Genomic DNA, 22722 nt, shown 5'->3' with positions numbered 1-22722 from the left:
TTTCTCAAGGAAGCTTATGCCCGTATCCAGTTATTACCAAGCCCAACCGGATGGTTATGTGCGCTTTGATTGGCATGGCAATTCCATAGAAGGCGAGTTTTTCAGCTATGTGGAGTGTGGTCGAGATATCGATCCCAAATGGGGTTACATCCGGCCATTTGATAGAGGCATCAGACAACAACTAATTGATAATTTACAAGCAACTCACGGCATCGACCTCCAGACATTCACCTCTCAAGGGAGCCTGATCACCTGTGATGCTTTTGTCACCCATAAAGATTTACAGGCCGCACACCAAGTTGTCATAGAGTCGTTTAATTTCGTTGATGAGTCTGAGCTTACAACTGAAAGAGAACGCATCGGTAACTGCCGGGTCGATTTACTACGACGCCAATACATCGTCGCCAGCAATCTTAAAGAACCCGAAGTGTCTTTGGACAACCTCAACGCAGAGTTCCTTAAATGGGTAACTCCATTCTACACGCCGCTGCGTTACGAGCGGAAATGGGTAACCAAGCATCGTAAAGGCTTATTACGTTTTGGCGCACTCGTTGCTGTCGCTGTTATGGCCTATATCCACTATGGCTGACAATAGAAAAGCGAGACCTTTCCTGCGGCTTTGAGAAACCAACTTCATTCCGCGCCATATTTACATACTGCACTTAATAAAAATGCGCTAAGGACAAATCGAATGAACAAAGTAATGATGAAAGCTATTTTAGCAAGTTTGATTGTATCCAGTATTACAGTGTTGACTGGTTGTGTTACCTCACCAGATATGGAAGCAGCTAAACAACCGCTGGGTAGTATAGTCAGTGTTGTTAACGTTCCCGGGGTTAAAAAGGATGCACTTTACAGCAGTTCCAAAATTTGGGTTGCAAAGGCCTTCACTGATTCTAACAGCGTGATTCAATATGCCGATAAAGAAGAAGGTTCGATTGTTGGTAAAGGGAATGTTAAATACCCATGTGACGGTTTTAATGATTGCTTGGCTAATGAAGATGTTCGATATAAATTCACTATGAAAATCGACACAAAGGATGATAAAGCCCGCATTACCTTTGATGATATCCACATTTATCGTCCGGCTCATGTAGCCAGCGGGATTGCGTTCCCTGCTATAGATTCGCCAAATATGACTGTTGGTGGACAAGCAAAAGCTAAAAAAGCTTTGAATGATATTGTTGAACAATACAAACGAGAGATCGTGACTGAAAGTAGCTCTGCTGCAAAAGACTGGTAATAGCCATCAGCTCAAAAACTTGCCGGAGAAGTTTTTGAGCTTTTATAGCCGGGATTATGTGTGGCCGCATAATATAGTTATGACAGGTTATCACGCGGCATTTTGATTCCATTCGAATGCAACCTGTTTCACTTGGCTACGCCAGGAACTCTATGAGAGCGCCGCGAATTTTGCACCATGATTTCCACTACCTTCTTTAAAAAACTCGCCAGAGAGCTTCCCAGCGCGTCTGAGGGGGCTTGCTGCTCCTGCTTACGGATGACTGACTGATTAGTAGTAGCTTCATGGCCCAGTCCGGTTTACTTTATTACTGTCAACTAGGAGCCGCCCAAGGGCGACACGGAGATAACGCTTGAGAATCGTCGAAAAACTGCAATACACCTTACGCAAAGGCAGCGGTGCCGCTTTTCATGCCATCATGCAGGAAATCAGTGTTCCCCTACACCAAGGACACGGGATCGATGTCGTGTCGTTTGGTAACTCGCTTCATGATCCGGATTGCTACTACCTGATTCGCGCCTTTGACAGCGCTGAAAAAATGGCTGCGATTCTCAATGCTTTTTATGCAAGCGATGACTGGCGCAGCGGCCCACGCGAAGACATTATTCGCAGCATTGGAACCAGCATTAGAACAGTAATGAACCTACCACCAGAAAGCGTGGACGGGCTCCGAAAATAAATAATTAGGGATACGGTTCATGGCGCCACAATATTTGTAGCCCCTTGATCATTATGGGGTATCTATAGTTTTCATATAAAAAAAGAGATCATGTATTTTCGCTAAATGCAACAATAAACCGAGCTCTTTCATACAGCTCATCAAAAGTGATAACTTCTGGACGTATCAAATTGCTTCTAAAATTTTCAAACGACCGCAATTTATCATGATTGATACCATTATCAGATGAAAACTGAGAGAGATTACCTACAACCAAAAATGATTTTGGATTAAAATTAAATAGTTCCTCTCCCGTTGGATCCCCATAAGAATCTGTTAAATTTAAATTCCTTTTTATTGAATCCATAGCATAAGAAACTGTCCCTTGAATTTGTGCCACCGCACCAGTTAATTCACTAGATGGGGCCCAACAACCTGAGCGATATGGAGTATTAGCTAGTAAGCCAGTTGTATTTGTTTTTATTTCAACGAAGCATAGATTAGAAATTGCACCTCTTGTTTTCAGCAATCCATCAACTCGTTTTCCATGTTGACCAATCTGCGCTCCCTGAACAACTTGCTCTATTTTCTTATCGTTCAAACTTGATAAGTAGATATAACTTAATCCATATCCAAAGATCCAAGGATTTTTTTCAAAAAACTTTTGCCACAAAGCCGCATTCGAACAGTTTTTTTCTTTCTTAGCATATTCAAAAAATGCTTCATCATTAAGAAGTCGATTAAATGTATCAAGTTGTTTTTTACGGTATGCTATTGATATAATATCTTTTTTAGTCACATGTGTTTTAAGCGCCTCAGAGATAGCCACCTCATTCCCATTTAAAAGTTGTGAAGCTTGGTTATTAGTTAAAACGATTTCCCTAAGCTCCTCATCCGTAATTTTCATGGGACCATTGCCGTTAAAGCCCATTGAATTAATGTTAGCTAGAAATTCAATAAACTTACCAATTTCATCACCTATAAAAGAAAAACCAGAACCATAAGGCTGTCCAGTTTGCGTGGGAAACTTTTGAATAGATAGAACAAATATTTCCTTGCTACTTTCAAAAAACTTCGCTGTTATATAAGTTGATGCATCTAGCTTGTGCCTGAGTATAATTTCATCCTTAATTTTTGCGAACTCATATCCTTCATTACTAACTATCGCTTTTGAGGCAATTCGTATTTTCAAATCTTTGTTACCAAAAGATGGCAAGCTGGGGCTTATATAAGTTTTCTCCGGATCTGGCTCCATGTAGCTGTCCATTAATTCATCCTCTATATAAAGTTATCTAATACAATTATTTTAGCTGATTTGTTAGGTTACAGATACAGAGAGCACAAGCGAGGGCTAATGCAACTTTTGCTCTGATAGACACTATCTTTGATAAAAACGCGCCACAGAGCTTCCTGGCGCGTTTGGCACATCCTATGATTTATGCCTGCGCCGTGCGTCGATGACCGCCTTGATACCCGCTTGCGAGTCGAACTGCGCAATATCAGGCAAACTGTAGCGAAGCTGCGAAATCACGCCCAATTGCTCTCCCACATCAGCATCCTTACGATAGGTTGTCATCGCGGTGGTGCTGCCCCGAACATGTCCAACAAGCTGCGCAATCGTGCGTTCGTTGATCTCAAACTTGTCTACGGTGTTGATGAAAGTATGCCGCAGCGAATGGAACGTTTTCTTACCGTCACGGGTAAAACCGAGGACTTTGCCAAAGTAGTTTTCGTTAAACCATTTTGATGCGGCGGCACGATATCCTTTGATTTTGTTGTGCTTCAACTCAGGGAAAAGACGATCATACCCGGCAGCTTTCAATGCATCTACATACTCCAGCAGCCCTAGTTCGATAAGTCGCGGGTGAATTGGAACCTGACGGATCGCATTCACCGTCTTTAATGATTTATCGCCACCAGCCTGAGCTTCTTCATCCATCACCTTATCCGGTGCATCAAGGTTAAAATCAATATAGGCAACCCCGTTTTTATCTTCGCGAATATCCGTCAGATAAAGCTGGCAAAGCTCATTGATGCGCCCGCCCACATATAATGCCAACAGAGGCAACCAGTAGTGAAACGGGCGGAAGCTCGTATAACGTCCGTATTGATTGGGCTTTCCCGCGCCTTTCTTAAACCAGTCACCCGAGAAAATTTGCTCTAGTTCCTCGTCGGTGAAGAGGTCGCGGCGATCCTGCTCACGCACCATCACGCGGCGCTGAGCCAGCACATTCTCAGCAGGGTTATCAAAAAGGTAACGTTCGCTCTTAGCCCATTTGAGCATAGAACCCAGTGACTCAATATGCCTGCCAATGGCATCTCGACTCATAACTGGCTGGCCATCAGCTAGTGCTATTTCAATAAGCTTTTGCGTATCTGAAATCTTGTATTTTCGCCGCATCAAATACAGATTACCGGGCATATTCTGCATTTTGGTGACGTAATCTTTCACAACGTCACGATTCAGTTCGCCTAGAGTTAAATCGCCCATTATCTCCACAAAGTGTTCAATTCTGGAACGAATTTTCCCCTCGCTGGCTAGCTTAATATCGCCTGTATTTTTATAGACCAAAAACGCTTTCAGCAATGCTGAAACCGTCATGCTCGCATATGTCGGGTTGCAATACGGGTTGATGGTAGCGGCCACAGGAATCGCTGGTGTTACACCTACCGGAGCGCATGGCAGAGCACTTAATGTTGGCTCCGATTTCGCAAGCGCCTTATCCCAAGCGCTACGCAGTTTTTCAGCTTGCACGTTGTTGATGAACAAAGAACTTGCATTCAGCGTCACCCCGGGTAAATCCAACAACCAGAGGGAAAGAGGATTGCCGTTGTTAGCCCTGAATACCGTAACCTCAACCTCTCGCCCGTTCAGCAATTCAACAAGGGCAAACTGCGGCTGGTAAATCTGCATATAGCCGTTTACCGCAGCCTCAGCACCGCCATACGCAATGTTATTCAAAACGAACCCATGCGTATCAGGATCACGCTCAAGCGTGCTGAAATCATCAATCAGAAAGCCACGCTGGTTAGACACAAGGGCATACAGCGGCACATTGGCTGCCAGAAGATGCTGGACGACAGTCTCAGCCCCTACCCCAAATGAACCGCAAAACAACGCCAGGCTGATTTTGCCTGCTCCAGTCAACAATGGGGCATTGCCCCTGATCTTCTCTTTATCCACTTGCCTGAACTCTTCCAGAGACGCATACCACTTCTCCAGCAAACGCGCGGCAATAGCTCTGGCATTTGCAAGGTGGGTTGTGCGGGTAGATGCATGAATTTCACGCTGCCCTATCAGGGCGCGATAACGAACCGGAACGGTGATCCGCAGAACATAGATACCGCTTGGACGTCGATAGAGATTATCACGCTGCGCCATCGGCTGTATGACCCCTTTGTAGGAGGATCACGAGCGCCGTCACGTATGGTTTAGAAAAAGATAGTGGAATGAATACGTTAGGGAGTTTTTGGAGCGGGCGAAGGGAATCGAAACTCTGTTTCATAATTTCCGCAACGCGACGATCATCGAATCAACATAGTAACTATTATTGATACTTGATTGCGAGATTTTAGAGGATCAATCTCATGACAATCAAGGGTCAGGAGTATCTTTATCTTTCACCGGACGGTGTATGGCAGTTTCAGATTTACATCCCGTCTTACATGCGTCACATGTTCGGCGGGAAACGTCTGTACCGGAAAAGCACTGGTACAAGAGACATTTACAAGGCGCGTCACTTCCGTAATCACATGCTGGTAGAGTGGAACAACCTGAAAGAACAGTTCAAGCCAGATACAGAGGACAGGCGCATCCAGCTTGCGATCACTTCTCTGCACTCTCAGATCAGGAAGAACAAAAATAAACCGCTGATCGAGGAGCGAGCCAGTGTTATTCCTCACCTATGCTTCTTACGAGATGAATACGCAACTGCCTACCAGGAACGGAGATCATTCTCTACCCTGAGCAAATCAGCGCGAGCCGTTGAGGTGTTTCTCCAGAGTATCGGGAAAGTTGATATCAGTCTGGATCAGATTGGACGCCGATTAGTTACAGACTTCATAGAAGAACAGAAGAAACGCGATGTAGCACCCCAGACGGTGCAAAACTGGCTTACATCATTAGGTAGTCTCTACGAGTTCGCCAAACGTCGCTATGACGCTATAGCGCCCCTAAATCCGTTTCATGGTCACAACCTTGAAGCGCGTCGCACCATTGAAAGCTATCAGCCGTTTGAATGGCATCAGCTATCTACCTTACTCAACGAAGCCGATGAAGAACTACGAGCCGTCATTCTGATCGGTTTGTTCTCTGGTGCAAGGCTGGACGAAATCGCCAGCTTGAAAAAATCAGATGTTGTTATAGTGGAAGGGATACAGACTTTCTTCATTAGCAAATCGAAAACAAAAGCAGGGGTTAGGCACATACCGATCCACGCTTTTCTGATCGGTATGGTGGATTATTATCTGAGTTTGAACACTGGAGATTACCTGTTACCACAGGCTAACAGGATTGAACGCAAAGACGGGAAAAAGGGGCCGTTCTATTCCCAGGCATTCACCCGCTTACGGCGTCGCGTAGTGCCTATGGCTACAGATCGCCAATGCTTTCACAGTTTGAGGGGGCATTTTATCACGTGTCTTGACCGTGCCGGAGTACCCGAACAGCGTATAGGCTACATCACGGGGCACTCTTCCCAAGCCGCAGCCACAGAAGCATTCAAGACATACAGCGCGGGGTGTTCCATGAAAGAATTGTCCGACTATGTGGAAATGGTGGATTATCCAGAGATCATCTTCCCAGAAACGAAATAAGGGGCGTAAGCCCCTTATTTATAAACAAATTGATTAGATTAATAAGCTATTATTTGTGAATAATACACGCTAATGATTGCTTTACGAGCAAAGCAAGATTAAAATAGTAACAAAAAAGCATTAAACCCTTAACACCAAAACCAAAAAAAACTAACAAAATTCAGCAAGTTACACACTTACATAACAGAAACCATTGTTGATTTTTTGTTACAAAAACCACATTATGAATGAACCTATGTAGAAATTTAAGGTGTTTGTTATGGATACTACATTCATTGCTGAACCTATAGTAAGCATTGACGAAAAGTTGTTGGGCGTTGAGCTTCTCACTCGCTTCATTTCCCCAGATGGACGCCCCCTTCATCCTGAGTCCGTAATTTCATCTTGGGATTTAGATAGGAAACGGCTTTTCCTATACGAACAATGCGGAAACATTACCAGTATGCAAAAGTGGTTCGAACGAAAGAATCTATTTTGTACACTGAACATTGATCAGCAAATGGCTTTTCTGATACGTCATGACTACATACTTAGACAAACTTTCGAATCGATGCCATTCATCAAACTTGAGCTTTCTGAGAATTTCCCAGGTTTAGATAAAGGATTAAAAAGCCCCTTGTTAAAGTCGCTGAGCCAGGGTGTGAATGGGCTGTGGCTCGATGACCTTGGGGCAGGTAATTCGCATGTAGTTAGTTTGATAGAAGGTTACTTTGAAGTAGTAAAAATAGATCGCATTTTCTTTAATGAGCAGGTGAAAAAACCAACCTTCTACGAATTAATTGTATTAATTAAAAAATACTGCGACAAAATTGTTATTGAAGGCATTGAGGATAGAAAAAGTATGGAAATCTTGCGTGAAGTAGGCATTTGGGGGTTACAGGGTTATCTTTTTAAATCCATCCCATTTGAGAACGTAGATTCGTTGGTATAGCTTGAATAATCTTCCTTGTAAAAGGGGCAAAATGCCCTTATTTATTTCTTAAATTCCGTAGTAACAGTATCAGATTCAGTTTTCTTTGGTGCATTGTTTACTACTTTCTGTTTCACCGTACCACCAACGCTTCTATTACTTTGCGTTTTAGTCGCAATTACATTAACTGTAGCAGTGCTAACAAGTCTTATCTGTTCAAATTCAAGATCGAATTGCATAGCAAATTCAGATTTATAATCGTAACTGATACCAGAGAGAATGACATTCTCATAAACTTTGTGCTCTGTCACTAATGTAATAGGCTGACGGCTATCAAAGATTTTATCAAGATACTGGATAGCCTGAGAAATACGAGTGCCATTAACGCCAGCACTGTATAATAAATCTTTCTCAAGCCTTACCGGAGTTTCGGTAATAATCCCCGATAGCTTGAATGTATTATTCTTAATCTGAACGTGATCGCTCACTTCTGCGCCACTCTCGACGGGATAGCTTGTAATTTCTGCCTGTCTGCGTATTCCCGTATCTGTCACGGCATCAAAAATAATTGCCTGATAGTTTTGAATGTAGCTTTCAGAAGCTGGATTATAAACAGATGCAAGGATAGTGAATCCGTTTTCACCTTTATTACGGGTAGCGCTGCTGTTATTACTATTTGAGGTTGAATTGATTCGGGAAGAATCGCCCCCGATTGTTAAACTTCCTGGTGTTGCCATTTTATTTTATTCCTTATGAAGAGGGGCAATTAGCCCCCTGTCCAGATGAAACAGCCAGCACCATACGCTGATTGTTCTGATTAATACGCTGATCTACGCTCGCATTTAGCATGTTTCCAAATGTCGGATCAGGGGAAATAGTGAGAGAGATCATTCCTTCCGGTAGGTTATTTTGCAATACCACAGGTTGCACCACTGTATTATTAACTGGCGGTGTTACTGTAGCCGCTGCGGATTGTTTCAACATCGAAACAGGAGAATAATCACCGTTGGCGCTCTGTGCGTAGCTGCTAACATCCTGCGCCCCGCTCGTACCGTTCCACCATTCACGCATTGTGTCGAATACATTAGGCTCATGACCGTCTGCTTTAGGCTGGCTGGCTCCATAGGTGTTAGCCACAGGATTACTTCCAGCCTGTGCAGGTGCTGACGTTGTGCCGTAATGCTGGCTCACCGCCTCTTTAGTAGTGTTGTCACCGTTCAGGAGATTCAGCTTACCACTGATCCAGTTGGTCATTTTCATCAGACCGTCCACCACATCCCCCGCTGCCCGTCCGATCCCCTGAAAGAAAGGCAACGCCTCCTGCATCGCTTCCTTCCACTCTTTAACCGTCGCAGGGTCGAGAGACTCCATGAAACCTTCGAAGAATGCCAGCTTCTGGCTATCGGAGAGAATGCTAAGTTCCTGATTGAATTTGCGGTAGGCCACAAGCTGATCTTGCTGTTCCTGGTTCAACCATTGCCCGTTACGCTTGAGCACGTCCACCTGATCAGTGAGCGCCTTACCGCCATTCATAAAGGCTTTATGGTATAGGCCAAGGTCATCACCTAACTGTTCCAACGATGCGAGGATTTGCTCTGGTGATTTGCCCTGCTTCTCAAGAGTATTCGTCAGTGCGCTAACGAAGCCCATCGGGTTTGTTTGATACTGTCGTAAATCGTCCATCTTAAATCCGGCAGTGTTCACCGCTGACAGAATCCCCTGATCTCCACCTTTCCACTGTCCCGACTTCTTATCGAATTTAGCCTCATTGAGAGTTTGACCAATGCGATCCTGAATATCTTTATAATTATCAAGGAGTTTGCGCTGACCTTGAATACCCATTCCCGAATCAATCCCGTTAGCCGTCGCATACTGGCTTTGTGCTTGTAGCGCGTTGTAATCAACGTTCCCTAATCTGGCACGCTGTACAATTTCGCTGCGCTCTTCCTGGGCTGTAACAGCCTCTTTACCCCATGAATAAGCACCATAAGCCGCCGCACCGATACCAGCGCCAGCAAGCGCACCAGTGCCTAAGCCCATCAATCCGCCTGTAATCGCTCCAGAGCCACCTACAGGAGCCGTAGCGCCTCGTTTAGCTGCTTCCCTACGTGAAGCATTGAGCCTGCGCTAACCCTGCTGTAAGCGCTTAATCTCACTATTCTGACGTTGTAGACTGATCGTTCCATCAGCATAACTACGGGTAATCTTGCTGGCCTGTAATGCAGCCTGGGTTAGTTCGACGTTGGTTAGGTGTTGCATACTTTTGAAACTCGAAGCTGTATCGAGCAATTTTAGCGAAGCCCTTTCACGGCGCTGTGCGTTTCTTGCGGCCTCTTTCGCTGCCTGAGCCTCTACACGGGCTTGCGCCTTAGCTGCCCTTGCCTTTTCTCGTTCATCGCTATTACGTGGCTTAGAGGCTTTCTTATTCAGCTTATCTAATTCTCTTTCAGCAGACTTTAGCCCCTGGCTGAATCTCTTCATGTTTATTGTGGGGTCTTTAATACCTTTTGCTTTTTTCTGAATCTGGTCAAAAGCATCAAGGGCTGTCTTCATAGAATTACGGTCAACACTAAATGTCACCGTGTTATTAATTTTAGAAGTGTTAATCTCAAGCATGATTATTCACCGCCTTTCTTTTCGTTCACCAGATAATTAAGTGCATCTGATACACTCATTCCTCTGAAAATAAGTTGTCTTAAATGTGAATGACTCACATCAAGTGCTCTCGATACGGCTGCTAAATTGAGTATTTGCTCTGCGCTTGTATCATTAAGTTGTAAATGCAAGCCTCGACTCTTTAGGATAATTTCCAATTTTATCTTTCCTCTTATTCTGGAAATAAAAAAGGGGCAAGGGCTGGCGCATTTGCTTTGCGTGTTCCAGTTCCCTACGCCCCTGATTAAAAAGCTCTTCTGTTATTTCCAAGACGGGAAGAACTACCGTCTATCGCTCGCTATTCGGAGGCTTTAATGTGAACGGAGAAGTTCAGGCCGTGGTTAACTGGCAGTGCTGAGTTTTCCGAGATCACGTTAATCGCGTTTCCGCGCTCGCTTTCGAAGCTCCAGCTATAAACTTCCGCAGGTGCTGCATTAAGGAGTTCAAAGGTGCTGCTGGCTGCGCCGTAAATGTTGGTGTAAATACCGCTTCCCTTAGCGAATTGCGGGATAGCGATAGCATCAGCATCGCCCATTTGTGCGATCAGCAATGGGTCAGTTACTTTGATCACATCTACATTTGAACCAGGGATCGAGAAGGTGCTCACACCTGGCAGGAGGTCACGACGCTGGAACACTACGTTCCCTTCGTCCAATGGGCTGACATAGCGGAAAGCCGCTTCCATTGCAGGGCTGAAACGCAGATCGCTATAGAATGAGCCTGTAGCAAAAACAATAATTCGCTCCACTGCCGACGCCTGGCTTTGTGCCGCTTCGGTAATCTGGCTCACCATGTCGTCAATGGCACGTAGAGTGCTGCTATCGGTAGCTGACAGATCAAGAGTGGCATTCATCGGGGCTACGCCGAACAGGTCGCCAAAGTCGATTAACAGATCGTCTGTCTTAGGCGTATACACCTGACCAGAGAAGAGTGATCGTGCGAGGTAACTTTCACGAGTGCGCATAAACGCTATAGCGTGTTTATTCATGTAATCGCTGTAAATGTCAGTCACGGTTTCTTGAATGTCGCTTCCAGGCTTACGCTTGCCCTGAATGTCTGCCGGGACAATAAGATCCTCACGGAGGAAATACGGAAGCTCGATCAGCCATTCTTTACCGCTTTGACGGGATGTTACGTTATGTTCGTTGGAGAACCTTGCAGTAGGCTGATTATAAAGGCTGGTGTTATCTTCCAGTAAACGGGAAACACTCACTTTATGAGATGTAACTCCGTCGCCATCAAAAATGTTTAGTGACGACAGTAAAAAATTGCGGGTACTGGTTAGCTGGAATAGTGGACTCAGATCCACACGTTCATTTCCAATAATCATTATTATCTTCCTTGCTTAAGAGGTGAAAAATTCACGAGTGGCGAAGCCTTGCGCCTGTAATGCGCTGATCGCTGCTGCGTGGTTAGCTGCGTTGAGGTTGTCACTCTTGAGGGCAACGTATGATCCAACGTTGGGAGCGCGTAGGACGTTTACAGGCTTATTACTGCCAGCAGTGACAAATTCACTGACGACTACGAAAGCCACATTCCCAGATGTATAGAGATCGCCGGAAGCGTCTATAACATCGCCGCACTGCACATCAGCAGGAAGAGAAGCAAACACTTTACTGTCTACTGCTGCAAAATTATCGGTCGCAGCACTCACAATGTCTGTGTAGCTTTTACGAACCGGAAAAACGTCTGATAGGGTGATAATCATTGTTTGGTTGATTCCTTTTTTACTTTATTGGCGATCCGTTCCTGAATACTTAACTTATTTGGAGTGGTGTTTTCAGAAGGGAAATAACGCTCTACAGCCTTTTCTATTTCTTCTACAGTGCATCCTGCCATTTCAGCCACTTTAGCTATCATTTCAGGGTTACACAAAATCACTTCATCTTTGTATTTTAGGATTCGGTCGCGATTATTTAATAAGAACATTGTTGTTCCTTCGCGTTGGTCTGTGCATTAATTACGAAAGCATTAATAACGAAAGCGTTACACACAGATTGTTAAAAAGGGGCGATCAAGCCCCTGGAGAGAATGCCCCTTGCTAAAGAAAGCATTATTAACGTCATTTTTCAGGAGAAATGAAGTTAAGAATACAATCTAATAAAAAGACCCCCGTTTTATTATCTTAGGAGATTTAAAAAGATCGGGGGTACTTTGCATCTGTTAAACGTGAAGCCCTTCACGCTGGCAATAACAGATCTTGATTTCATTATCTATTAGCTGACACTTTCGGGAGTGTTATTAATAGAAGATTGCCAGCTTAACGTAATTCCTGAACCTCTCACAATTCAAGGGTAGTTAAGTCTGACTACATTCATCCTAACGGAATGAATGAGGGATAAAGAGCGAATGCTCTTTTTGAAAAGGTCGGAGATGCGCGGGTGATTGCATGTAATGCCAACACAACGAGACATTACATCCCGCGCATTCCTTCGGAACTAAACAAAAAAGAAGAAGAAAGAACCAACACTTTCAAAAAAAGCATTCAAAAGAGAGTGCCGCTATGGGAAACGGCATTCAGGAGGGGGAAGTGATTCGAATACTTACCCTAATACTACTATAACACTTTCGTTACGAATTGTCAAGCACTTATTGTGAATAACTATTCAATTTCACTTGCGGCGTATTTCTCTGCAATGCTAACGGCAAGCTCTCCCAGCTCAAGCGTAATGACTTGCAGGGAGCAAGCAAGCTCTTCAAGGGCATTTGCTGCTCGCCACGCCTGATCAGCGGTTATTGTGCTGCCGTCACGCTCCACCAAACGCGCTACAGAGGTTTGCAGGTGCTCAAGGGCTGTAATGGCTTGCTCTGTATGTCTGACAGCGTTCAGGAGGCTCTCAGGCGTTGCTGTGATGTATGTTTTATTCACTTCCTGTAGTAGCGGGAGATGATAATTATCTTCGAAACTAAGGAGTAGAGATTGAATTGTGTCGTTAGTCATTATAATTTTCCCTATCGTCATTAAATAAAAAATCCAAATCGGCAGTGTGACCACTCAGGCCGTTAGTTTGTGAATACCCGACATAATCGGCGTAATGCTCAAACCCGATAATTTGCCAGGATTTAAGTTGGCTACTGTCAATAAAGTATTCTTTTCTACGTCGCGGTTTGTAATAAACGTTGTCCGTTGACGATAGAACATCCTGCAATAATTCAAACTCTGATCCGGCTGGAACCGTTGGAGGGTGTTCTATAATTGTCGTTACCATCTCGCCAGGAATAGATTCTCTTGAATAATCTTTTAGCTTATGGCTGTATTTACGTTTTGTTGCTCTCACTGCTTTTTCGATTCTAACAATGTTACTGCGTTCTTTTCTTCCCATTAATTCCTCGTAAAGGGAAACTTCCGTATTTCCTCGTTATGCTCCATACTGCGTAAAATGCAAATAGCCAATAGATAGCGATGATCATAAAAGTTTCCCGATTGTTTGTTAGTGTTGCTTATCAGTGGGGTGTAGTGATAAAACTCACCGCATCATTAACGGTAATGTCGTAATACTTGCCGTGACGCTCCATAGTAATAACGGCTGCATCGTGCATTAATAACATCCAATACCGCGCCCCGCTTTCACTTATACCGACACCATCAGCAATGTATTTCACGGTGGCTTTTATTGCTCCGCTTTCACGTTTGAGAGATGCAAGGTGAAAATAAAGACGCTGGCAAACGGTGTTACATTCGATTTGATGGTTTGTGCATTCATTCAATAGGTATAATTTGTTCATAGTCCTCTTTATTTCAAAATTGTTACTTTGTATCCAATACCAGGGCCAGCACCCAAACGCTCCGCTAAAATGTAATTCTTCTCTATGAGTTCAGGAAACACACGATCAATTGTACTTTTTGAAAGTCCTGTTGCTTCTTCTATCTCTTTCTTAGTGACGTTATCCAAATTAAAGCAAGATGAAAAGTACAGCATAACGATCCGTTGTGAAGCTCCTAAGTTTTTATTTAAGGCATAATCTTTAACTGGGTTCTGCTTTGGTGTCATTGCTGCATTAAATAAAGCCACAAGAGCATTAGCATACTGTAATTCTCCGCGTTCTGCGTATACGTCTACAAGCTCTTGCGCTTGCTCGAATGCAACGCCTCTTTCAACTTCTGGGTTAATAAGACTGGCAAGGTGAATAACATTCAAATCTCTTTCACTGTATTTCTTTGGTGATGCTATTTTTAACATAGATGTTTTATTTCCTCATAGATTGTTTTAAGTTTTGGATTCTTCTCTGTGTCCAGGTATCCGTTAATAAGTAGCCATCTGATTTTCGGATGTTGTGAAACAGGTAAATTCTTTTCTGGGTTTTCCCATTCATCCCGATACAACCCGATAGAAACAGGGTTGACGGCTTCTATCTTAATTTCTTTAGCTGGAATGGAGGCGAGTTTCTTCGTAGGTATTTGCTTTGGCTTCTCCGGCTTCGGATCTGCTTTGGCCTCTTCTGGCACTGGCTGCTGTTTTTCTTCCTGCACTCCTTGCGCTACATCTTCTTTGACGTTACCAAACACAGGGTTTTTTAGGCAATCAATCCACACTGGATCGGCTGTTGTTCCCGTCCTACGTTCAAGCCTAAAGGCATCAGGTGTTAAGTCCGTCACTATCCATTGATTGGAACGTCCTGAAAGATTAGCAATCACCAAACCCACTTGTTTCAAGTCTTCTAGGCAACGCAATGCTGTACGTTTCGAGATTCCAACACTTGCGGCTAATTCTTCTACGTTGTCATGGTAGATCCCTTTATTTCCGCCAATGTTCGAAGTGGTAAAAAAATGAAAACGCTTGCGCATACGAGCGTATAATGCTTTGGTATTGTTAGATAGCTCGACACGCTCACCTGTATTAACGTTGGTTATGTGACTTGCTTCGGATAATGCTTCTTCTGTACCAAAATACTTGTAAATGTCTCCGTTTATAATGTCGGTCATGTTAGGGTGTATCCTTATTTAGTAGAACGTTCTCCGCTCTTGATTGATAATGAAAGTATGGTTGCAGCGTCAATTAACATCTCCTGCACTGTTACGCCTCGCGCCCGTGCCTCTTTAAATAAAGTGGTAAACACTTCATCAGGCAGTTTTACGAATGTTCCGGCTGGTTTCTTCTTTTGGGTTTCGCTCATTCAGTTTTCTCCTTCTGGTTTATTTGTCAGTTTCTTTCTGTGCTGCTCTAATTAGATCGAAGCGTCGTAGCACTTCGTTAAAGAACTCTTCCCGCTCTTTATAGCCGTGCTTACGATTGGTGTTGCGTATAGCTTTAATTTGGAAGCGGGTGACTTCACCGTTAACAAGCTGTGATACCGTAGTATCTATGTCAAAGTATTTAATACTGGTTCTCCTTACGTGAGATAAAATAAAAACACCTTGCAGCCTGACGGCTCAAAGTGCATTGCGATTTGGAATTTTTGGGAGGCTGAATACCTCAAAGATAGAAGGTAAGAATCTTTTTCTTAGCTCCTGATACTAATTTAACACGAAATAAGATAAAAGTCAATAATTATTTTTATCCATTTAAGATCATAGCATACTCACCAAAAACGATCAAGCTCTACCAATCACCATAAAACGGGATGTATCGAGCTATGCGAGGTTTGCACATACATACACTACATCGGTATTCCCTACCCTCTTTAAAGCGCTCTGAGGGCTTCCTGTGCGCCCTCTGGCACTTACCGAAACCAATAGCACAACTACAGAGGGATAACGGTAGTTATCATGATAGTAGGTGATGGTATTGGATTGAGGCTGGATGAACTGGAGCTATCAGTGACCAGTGAAGCCTTAGCCGTGGGCTAACTTTGCATGGATGAAATGCGGAGCATGGAAGACAGGCAGAAGTTATGCCGAAAGAGATTGCGCACACGGCGCACTGCTTCTGTGCCTCGTTTCACGAGGGCGAAGCCCTGGCACAATTACAGATAGATACGCTACGCTGCGTCGTGAGCGGCTGAACGGGTAGCCACCAAAGGCGAACCAGTGAACCTTGCCAGGCGATACACGCCAGCAAAGCGAATCTTTCATAAGATCTTTTCAAAGCTCTCTTTTACAAGTCGCTTTGAAAATCTCTTTGTATAGAGTGCCAACTTGTCACCAATCACAGCCTAATCAGTGCCATTTTGTCACCTGTTACCTTTGAATCAGTGCCATTTTGTCACTTATTCATGGATGCCATTCTGTCAGTCGGTGACAAATTGACACCAATTAGGGTTAGCCCTTTGCCCTGTTCTCTCCAAACTATCCCATACAACAACTCCAATGTAATTCTCATCTAACAGGCATCTAAACCGCTGGTAATTGGCAGGTAAAGAATGCCATTGTTACGGGGTTAAAGTTGCCATAGTAACTATCACTCTCTTTGCGTAAAGCCTTGCGCCGTGCGGCTTGTCACTGATTGTCACAACGATCATCACTTTGATGTAAGCACATCCTGCTTAACGACTTTTTTGTTATAATGTAACAACACGATTTTCCATGCCAAAATCGCCTTTTTTGATAATAATTCTCAACAACTCAGATCACATCGTTGTGGATGAGAACCACTATCATCTACAAAGCAATAACGCCCTACTTCGATACACTTTGGTAAAGTGTATTCTGTAACTCATTGATTTAAATGAATCAGCACACTTTTCCATCACTTCACCGTGCAAACAGGGGTAACACCCCGCCATCGAAAATAAATCTCTTGACAGAACCACCGTTTCATGAATCATGAGGGTGAGTGTATTTTCATTTATTTTTCAATTACTTACTGATATTTTCCGATTCTGGCGATTTCAGATCGGGGTGGCCTTTGTAAGCCGTTCAGCAGCTCAGGCAACCGCGCACACATTTTGATCATTTTGTGCTCTTCTTAAATTTACGTATCGTACAACTTATTGAAAATGATCAATTTCTGATCAATGATGATTTCAACGAAACGAACATGAGGAGGGGTAAAGATGAAAGGTATTAGCCAGGCGCTAAAGAGTGCAGACCATGTTAAGGCGGTGGCAGCAGAGCTACAGCGCAACAACACCACCAACCTGTTCTATTGCTTGTGGGTGTTTATGTATGAATCGGGCTTGCGTATCTCTGACGTGCTCAAGCTCAAGTATGAAGACGTAGAGGGGCAATCTCACCTCAAGGTGAAGCAGGAGAAAACGGGGAACGTGGTAAGGCCAAAAGTTACAGCGTCCATGTTGTCAGTGGTGGCACAACGCAAGGCAGAACAAGCTAAGATGCCTGTAGCTACAGATTACATTTTCAGTGCTGCCACATTACGCAGTAGAGGAAACCCCGTTACACGTAACACGGTGTTTGCCGAGTTCGGCAAGATGGGCCGTAGAGCGGGATTCTCTAATGTGGGATGCCATACACCCCGAAAAAGTCGGGGCCGAATTTTATTCGAGAATGGGGTGCCGATTGAACAGATCGCCCATTTCCTGGGACAGACAGATCCACGGTCAACGATGTATTACATCGGGTATGGTCAGGATGTGCAGGACGATTTAACAGACGAGTTTTCTTTAGAATGGTGATCAACATGAAGCGCTTACTTTACGTGCTGGTACTGCTGCCGCTGGCGTCTCATGCAGGACAAATTACGATGACCAACCCAGAGGAGGAACAGACGGAGAACGGAAAAACGCTATGCACGTATCAGAACAGCAATTACCTGTTCACCTACGTAACTAAGGGGAAATGTCCCTATACGAAAACCTTCAATACAGAGGATTCGGAAGAGTGAAAAAGGAAGAAGAGCTAATCACCAGCTTTATCTGGTGTGGTGCTACGGTGTGCGTTTATACGCAGGTAGTAAAGTTTGCAGGGACGACGATACAGCGTCACCTGTTACCAACAAACCTTAGAAGAGCAGTTGATCAGCAAGTGGCAGGGGCCGCCAACCACCAAGAAGCCAGCCCCCGCCGTATTCAACAATCCCAACGGAGAGTTAGAGATGCCGAATCAGCACATTATGGCGTTAGCGCTCGCGCTGTGCAACGTAAGCAACGGTAAAACCGTCCGAATCCCTGCCATGACAGGAAGCCAGCTTCATTTGCTTATGATGTGGCTACGGGCTTTGAAATAACCATAACGAACGAGGAGATAAAATGGCGACATACAATTCTTATTCAATCAAGCAAGACATTGAACTCTATCAAGAAGAGTTGCAGGAAAAACACCCACGGCTATCTGAGAAACGGTTAGATGCGATCCTTGAGGTGAAAAGTGCAATAGCGCTACGTTTTAAAGACATTGCCGACAAGGACGAAGCAGCGAAAGAGCACATTGCTGTATGCAACATTATCCGAGCCAACAAAGAACTAAGTAAGGCTGATTTCTCGAAGTTTATGGACTTTGCGCAAATGTACTGGCGACAGTATCAAAGCGAATGTGCTCAAGAAGCCTAACCAATTTCTTGCCGGGGGCGCAATGCCCCTTTTTCTTTAGGGTATTACTCCCCGTTGGTTTTATCCCCGTCCTCTTGCCGCATAGATTCGATAAACTCCCGTTGCGCCTGTGTGAGTTCAAGCTCATCCAGCAAGCGATCTAACTCGTCTTTGGGTGATTCCTCTTGATTCTGTCTCTTCCCGATAGCCATACTCACCCTTGATTTATTCAGATTAATCTTAGGTTAACCAGGGTGCAGAAAATGCGCAACTCACAGATTTTAGAGAATAGAAACCATAATGCCCGTTGGTGGTAAGACAACGTGCGGAGCCGTTAGGCGACTTCATCAGGGTTATGTCAGACAGTGAAGTTTATCAGGATGACCATGTACCCGAAGGAGCGAGGCCGAACCGCTGGCAGAGCCGGATCTGTAGCTACCGGAGCATCACCACCATAAAACCTGTTTATTCCCTGCAACGTCATCTCGACGTGTGGCATGTGGGAGCATCGGCAAAAAATGCGCTTCACTGTAAGGTTATGAGAAGTGCGATCCGTCGCTGCCTGGTGTAGGCTTTGCGTTCATTGTTGGGCTATCGCGGTAAGAACTTGAAACCACCGCCGACGATTGGCTACACTCTCATCTCACCGAGTAACCATTCGTGACAAGTGTCAAAGTAGTGAACTATGGTAGAACGCCTCAGCATGTTAGTAAGCACTACTGCGTAACATGCTGGCAGAGCAGCATTTTAGAATGCTTGCTCCACAAGGGGAGATTCTGGAGCGGGCGAAGGGAATCGAACCCTCGTATAGAGCTTGGGAAGCTCTCGTTCTACCATTGAACTACGCCCGCAAAGGTGTGCGAGGAGCATTATAAACTTTACTCCTCATCTGGCAAGCCTTCATCATGCTAAGTGAAGATAAATTAACCGCTTAGCATTTAGGTTTACTGCCCTGCGGCGGTAAATAGCGCAGCGGATCAATCGCCGTGGCGCGATAACGAATTTGGAAATGCAATCTCACTGAATCAGCGTCAGAGCTGCCCATGGTGGCAATCTGCTGGCCAATCTTCACGCTTTGCCCGTTGTTGACCATCAGCTTATCGTTATGCGCGTATGCGGTGATGTAATCCTCATTATGCTTAATCATCACCAGATTGCCGTAACCACGCAACTGGTTACCGACGTATACGACTTTCCCGGCGGCAGAGGCATACACCGGTTGTCCTCGGCTGCCCGCGATATCAATCCCTTTGTTACCGCCTTCAGATGTGGAGTAGGCCATGATGACCTTACCGCTTGCCGGCCATCGCCAGCAGCGCTGACCTACCGGTGGCCAGGAGGATTTCGGTACGGCTGAAGATGGCGTCACTTTCGCTGTTTTAGTGGCGGTTGATTTTTTACTGCCTGAGGATTTCGATGAGCCGCTCACCTTCAGCTTCTGCCCAACCTCAATGGTATAGGGCGGTGAGATGCCGTTCATGCGCGCCAAATCCCGAACGCTGGTGCCTGTCATTCGCGAAATTCGCGATAGCGTATCGCCACGCTTCACGGTGTAGCTGCCTTCTGAATTGGAAGAGTTTCCAGCGCAGCCAGATAGCACGAGCCCGATTATCAGGCACATTAACAGACGTAATGGGGAAGTGATTTGGCGTCCTGCTCGCAAAACGAATCCTCGGGTCATGAACGTTCGGGTTAGCTATGATAGCAGGCTCGTGGCGGATGCCAAACAACCCAAGCGGCTCACTCACGAGAAATGGCTCACCACCATGATGTTCAGCCTGGCGACTGGGCTTGTTTTGGTAATGCCTTTGTCTCGTTTATGGGCTACGCTGGTTGCCTGAGTCTATAACCCGATAGGTTTTATCGGAACCGCTTTCATTTTCAGGAGTCGTCATGACTGGCGAACATGTCATTTTGCTCGATGAGCACGATAAACCTTCAGGCATCCTGGAGAAGTACGCCGCTCATACCCTCTCCACCCCACTGCACCTCGCCTTCTCCTGCTGGTTATTCAACGAACGCGGTCAGCTTCTGGTTACCCGCCGCTCGCTCAGTAAAGTGGCCTGGCCCGGTGTCTGGACCAACTCGGTATGCGGTCATCCACAACAGGGAGAAACCTTCGAGCAGGCGATTGTTCGCCGCTGTCGTTTTGAGCTTGGTGTGGAGATTGCCGATATAACACCTGTCGCCGCCGATTTCCGCTACCGCGCCGTTGCACCAAATGGCATCGTCGAGAATGAAGTTTGTCCGGTATATGCGGCACGTGTGACCAGTGCCGTGCAGCCAAACACGGATGAAGTGATTGAGTATCAGTGGTGCGAGCTCGAAGACATGCTGCGTGCACTGGAGCTGACGCCGTGGGCGTTTAGCCCGTGGATGGTGATGGAAGCCGCCGACGATGAAGCGCGCCGGGCGTTTATTGCGTTTGCTCGCAGCTGAGTATTCCCGGCGTCGCTGCGCTCGTCCGGGCTACATCGTGTAGGTCTGACAAGGCGAAGCCACCATCAGGCATAAAAAAACCCGGCAAGCCGGGTTTTTACTTTTCGCGGTCGCGATTATTTCACCGGGCGCATTGCCGGGAACAGGATCACGTCACGGATGGTGTGGCTGTTGGTGAACAGCATCACCATACGGTCGATACCAATACCCAGACCAGCGGTCGGTGGCAGACCGTGTTCCAGTGCGGTCACGTAGTCTTCGTCGTAGAACATCGCTTCGTCATCACCGGCTTCTTTGGCGTTAACCTGATCCTGGAAGCGCTGCGCCTGATCTTCTGCATCGTTGAGCTCGCTGAAGCCGTTACCGATTTCGCGGCCACCGATGAAGAATTCAAAGCGGTCAGTGATTTCCGGGTTATCATCATTACGACGCGCCAGCGGAGAAACCTCAGCCGGGTATTCGGTGATGAAGGTCGGCTGAATCAGGTGCGCTTCTGCCACTTCCTCGAAGATCTCAGTCACGATACGGCCCAGACCCCAGCTCTTCTCAACGCGGATACCGATGCTCTCAGCAATCGCCTTCGCGGTGTCAAAGTTATCCAGATCCGCCAAATCCGTTTCCGGACGGTATTTCTTGATAGCTTCGCGCATGGTCAGTTTTTCGAACGGCTTACCGAAGTCGAAAGTCTGGTCGCCGTAAGGCACTGCTGTGTTACCCAGAATGTCCTGTGCCAGCGTGCGGAACAGAGATTCGGTCAGTTCAATCAGATCTTTGTAGTCTGCGTACGCCATGTAGAGTTCCATCATGGTGAACTCAGGGTTATGGCGAACGGAGATACCTTCGTTACGGAAGTTACGGTTGATTTCGAATACGCGCTCGAAGCCACCCACGACCAGACGTTTCAGGTACAGTTCCGGCGCGATACGCAGGTACATGTCCAGATCCAGTGCGTTGTGATGGGTGATAAATGGACGTGCTGCCGCGCCGCCTGGGATCACCTGCATCATTGGCGTTTCAACTTCCATAAAGTTGCGGCCAACCATGAACTGACGGATACCCGCCATGATCTGAGAGCGCACTTTAAAGGTGTTGCGGGAATCATCGTTAGAGATGAGATCCAGGTAACGCTGACGATAACGCGCTTCCTGATCCTGCAGACCGTGGAATTTGTCCGGCAGCGGACGCAGAGCTTTGGTCAGCAGACGCAGCTCGGTGCAATGGATAGACAGTTCACCGGTTTTGGTTTTGAACAGTTTACCTTTCGCGCCCAGGATATCGCCGAGGTCCCATTTCTTGAACTGCTCGTTATAGGTGCCTTCCGGCAGATCGTCACGGGCAACGTACAGCTGAATACGGCCGCCAACGTCCTGTAAAGTAACGAAAGATGCTTTACCCATAATACGACGAGTCATCATACGACCCGCAACGGAAACTTCGATATTCAGCGCTTCCAGCTCTTCGCCTTCTTTGCTATCGAATTCAGCGTGCAGTTGGTCTGAGGTACGGTCGCGACGGAAATCATTCGGGAACGGGATACCCTGCTCACGCAGTGCAGCCAGCTTCTCGCGGCGTGCCTTCATTTCGTTATTAAGATCGACTACCTCGTCAGCGCCTTGTGCGTTTTGTTCAGACATGTTG

General features: G+C 45.7%; 26 protein-coding genes and 1 tRNA gene. 9 read left to right on the top strand and 18 right to left on the bottom strand.

Annotation, left to right across the window (positions count from 1 at the left end):
• The first annotated feature begins 16 nt into the window (after positions 1-16).
• The 3 genes from U0026_RS04435 to U0026_RS04425 all read left to right on the top strand — a co-directional run bounded on the left by U0026_RS04435 (position 17) and on the right by U0026_RS04425 (position 1922).
• Positions 17-589, top strand: coding sequence for a hypothetical protein (locus U0026_RS04435; RefSeq protein ID WP_062773135.1), 573 nt, complete (start codon positions 17-19; stop codon positions 587-589).
• A gap of 102 nt (positions 590-691) precedes the next feature.
• The gene (locus U0026_RS04430; RefSeq protein ID WP_062773132.1) at positions 692-1243 is read left to right on the top strand and encodes a DUF4468 domain-containing protein; all 552 of its coding nucleotides are present in this window, start codon (positions 692-694) and stop codon (positions 1241-1243) included.
• A gap of 352 nt (positions 1244-1595) precedes the next feature.
• Entirely contained in the window at positions 1596-1922 is a 327-nt protein-coding gene (locus tag U0026_RS04425) for an NIPSNAP family protein (protein WP_062773129.1), read from the top strand.
• Positions 1923-2010: 88 nt separating this feature from the next.
• Here U0026_RS04425 and U0026_RS04420 read toward each other — a convergent pair whose 3' ends face one another.
• Positions 2011-3168 (bottom strand): Shedu immune nuclease family protein, encoded by a 1158-nt coding sequence (locus U0026_RS04420; protein ID WP_062773126.1) that lies wholly within the window; start codon positions 3166-3168, stop codon positions 2011-2013.
• A 162-nt stretch (positions 3169-3330) separates the two neighbouring features.
• Positions 3331-5283 (bottom strand): site-specific integrase, encoded by a 1953-nt coding sequence (locus U0026_RS04415; RefSeq protein ID WP_062773123.1) that lies wholly within the window; start codon positions 5281-5283, stop codon positions 3331-3333.
• Positions 5284-5489: 206 nt separating this feature from the next.
• On the opposite strand from U0026_RS04415, the gene U0026_RS04410 reads away from it, so the two are divergent.
• Both U0026_RS04410 and U0026_RS04405 read left to right on the top strand, forming a co-directional pair.
• The gene (locus U0026_RS04410; RefSeq protein WP_062773120.1) at positions 5490-6716 is read left to right on the top strand and encodes a tyrosine-type recombinase/integrase; all 1227 of its coding nucleotides are present in this window, start codon (positions 5490-5492) and stop codon (positions 6714-6716) included.
• A gap of 259 nt (positions 6717-6975) precedes the next feature.
• Entirely contained in the window at positions 6976-7647 is a 672-nt protein-coding gene (locus U0026_RS04405; protein ID WP_062773118.1) for an EAL domain-containing protein, read from the top strand.
• 41 nt (positions 7648-7688) lie between these two features.
• Here U0026_RS04405 and U0026_RS04400 read toward each other — a convergent pair whose 3' ends face one another.
• From U0026_RS04400 to U0026_RS04340, 13 genes are all read right to left on the bottom strand, one after another.
• On the bottom strand, positions 7689-8363 hold the full coding sequence (locus U0026_RS04400) for a phage baseplate protein (protein ID WP_062773115.1): 675 nt from the start codon (positions 8361-8363) through the stop codon (positions 7689-7691).
• Positions 8364-8376: 13 nt separating this feature from the next.
• Entirely contained in the window at positions 8377-9666 is a 1290-nt protein-coding gene (locus U0026_RS04395) for a hypothetical protein (protein ID WP_241973940.1), read from the bottom strand.
• Between the two features lie 87 nt (positions 9667-9753).
• Entirely contained in the window at positions 9754-10242 is a 489-nt protein-coding gene (locus tag U0026_RS04390) for a hypothetical protein (protein WP_241973939.1), read from the bottom strand.
• Between the two features lie 2 nt (positions 10243-10244).
• Positions 10245-10439, bottom strand: a complete 195-nt coding sequence (locus tag U0026_RS04385; RefSeq protein WP_032255343.1) for an uL22 family ribosomal protein — start codon at positions 10437-10439, stop codon at positions 10245-10247.
• A 140-nt stretch (positions 10440-10579) separates the two neighbouring features.
• A complete protein-coding gene (locus tag U0026_RS04380; RefSeq protein ID WP_062773112.1) occupies positions 10580-11611 on the bottom strand; it encodes a major capsid protein in 1032 nt (343 codons plus the stop codon).
• Between the two features lie 15 nt (positions 11612-11626).
• A complete protein-coding gene (locus U0026_RS04375) occupies positions 11627-11989 on the bottom strand; it encodes a hypothetical protein (RefSeq protein ID WP_062773109.1) in 363 nt (120 codons plus the stop codon).
• The gene (locus U0026_RS04370) at positions 11986-12210 is read right to left on the bottom strand and encodes a hypothetical protein (protein WP_062773106.1); all 225 of its coding nucleotides are present in this window, start codon (positions 12208-12210) and stop codon (positions 11986-11988) included. The genes U0026_RS04375 and U0026_RS04370 overlap by 4 nt, the downstream gene beginning before the upstream one ends.
• A 673-nt stretch (positions 12211-12883) precedes the next feature.
• Entirely contained in the window at positions 12884-13222 is a 339-nt protein-coding gene (locus tag U0026_RS04365; RefSeq protein WP_062773103.1) for a hypothetical protein, read from the bottom strand.
• On the bottom strand, positions 13215-13604 hold the full coding sequence (locus tag U0026_RS04360; protein WP_062773100.1) for a hypothetical protein: 390 nt from the start codon (positions 13602-13604) through the stop codon (positions 13215-13217). Before U0026_RS04360 ends, U0026_RS04365 begins: the two co-directional genes overlap by 8 nt.
• Positions 13605-13725: 121 nt before the next feature.
• Positions 13726-14007: a hypothetical protein gene (locus U0026_RS04355; protein ID WP_062773097.1), complete on the bottom strand. Its 282-nt coding sequence runs from the start codon at positions 14005-14007 to the stop codon at positions 13726-13728.
• 8 nt (positions 14008-14015) lie between these two features.
• A complete protein-coding gene (locus U0026_RS04350) occupies positions 14016-14462 on the bottom strand; it encodes a helix-turn-helix domain-containing protein (RefSeq protein WP_062773094.1) in 447 nt (148 codons plus the stop codon).
• A complete protein-coding gene (locus U0026_RS04345; RefSeq protein ID WP_174525765.1) occupies positions 14456-15205 on the bottom strand; it encodes a DUF6945 domain-containing protein in 750 nt (249 codons plus the stop codon). Before U0026_RS04345 ends, U0026_RS04350 begins: the two co-directional genes overlap by 7 nt.
• Before the next feature lie 14 nt (positions 15206-15219).
• On the bottom strand, positions 15220-15396 hold the full coding sequence (locus U0026_RS04340; RefSeq protein WP_164717431.1) for a hypothetical protein: 177 nt from the start codon (positions 15394-15396) through the stop codon (positions 15220-15222).
• 1818 nt (positions 15397-17214) lie between these two features.
• Here U0026_RS04340 and U0026_RS04335 point away from each other — a divergent pair.
• From U0026_RS04335 to U0026_RS04325, 3 genes are all read left to right on the top strand, one after another.
• A complete protein-coding gene (locus U0026_RS04335) occupies positions 17215-17793 on the top strand; it encodes a tyrosine-type recombinase/integrase (protein WP_062773091.1) in 579 nt (192 codons plus the stop codon).
• Positions 17787-18002, top strand: coding sequence for a hypothetical protein (locus tag U0026_RS04330; protein WP_062773088.1), 216 nt, complete (start codon positions 17787-17789; stop codon positions 18000-18002). Before U0026_RS04335 ends, U0026_RS04330 begins: the two co-directional genes overlap by 7 nt.
• Positions 18003-18366: 364 nt before the next feature.
• Entirely contained in the window at positions 18367-18666 is a 300-nt protein-coding gene (locus tag U0026_RS04325) for a hypothetical protein (protein ID WP_062773082.1), read from the top strand.
• Between the two features lie 756 nt (positions 18667-19422).
• Here U0026_RS04325 and U0026_RS04320 read toward each other — a convergent pair.
• A tRNA-Gly gene (locus tag U0026_RS04320) sits at positions 19423-19496 on the bottom strand.
• Between the two features lie 80 nt (positions 19497-19576).
• On the bottom strand, positions 19577-20266 hold the full coding sequence (gene actS, locus U0026_RS04315; RefSeq protein ID WP_062773071.1) for an amidase activator ActS: 690 nt from the start codon (positions 20264-20266) through the stop codon (positions 19577-19579).
• 272 nt (positions 20267-20538) lie between these two features.
• On the opposite strand from actS, the gene idi reads away from it, so the two are divergent.
• Positions 20539-21084: an isopentenyl-diphosphate Delta-isomerase gene (idi, locus tag U0026_RS04310; protein ID WP_062773068.1), complete on the top strand. Its 546-nt coding sequence runs from the start codon at positions 20539-20541 to the stop codon at positions 21082-21084.
• 116 nt (positions 21085-21200) lie between these two features.
• Here the strand turns inward: idi and lysS are convergent, their stop codons facing one another.
• Positions 21201-22718, bottom strand: coding sequence for a lysine--tRNA ligase (lysS, locus tag U0026_RS04305; protein WP_062773065.1), 1518 nt, complete (start codon positions 22716-22718; stop codon positions 21201-21203).
• Positions 22719-22722 lie beyond the last annotated feature (4 nt).

Origin of the sequence: Kluyvera intermedia (genome assembly GCF_034424175.1) — a bacterium.
GTDB classification, from domain to species: domain Bacteria; phylum Pseudomonadota; class Gammaproteobacteria; order Enterobacterales; family Enterobacteriaceae; genus Kluyvera; species Kluyvera intermedia.
This window is presented reverse-complemented; position numbering and strand designations above follow the sequence as displayed.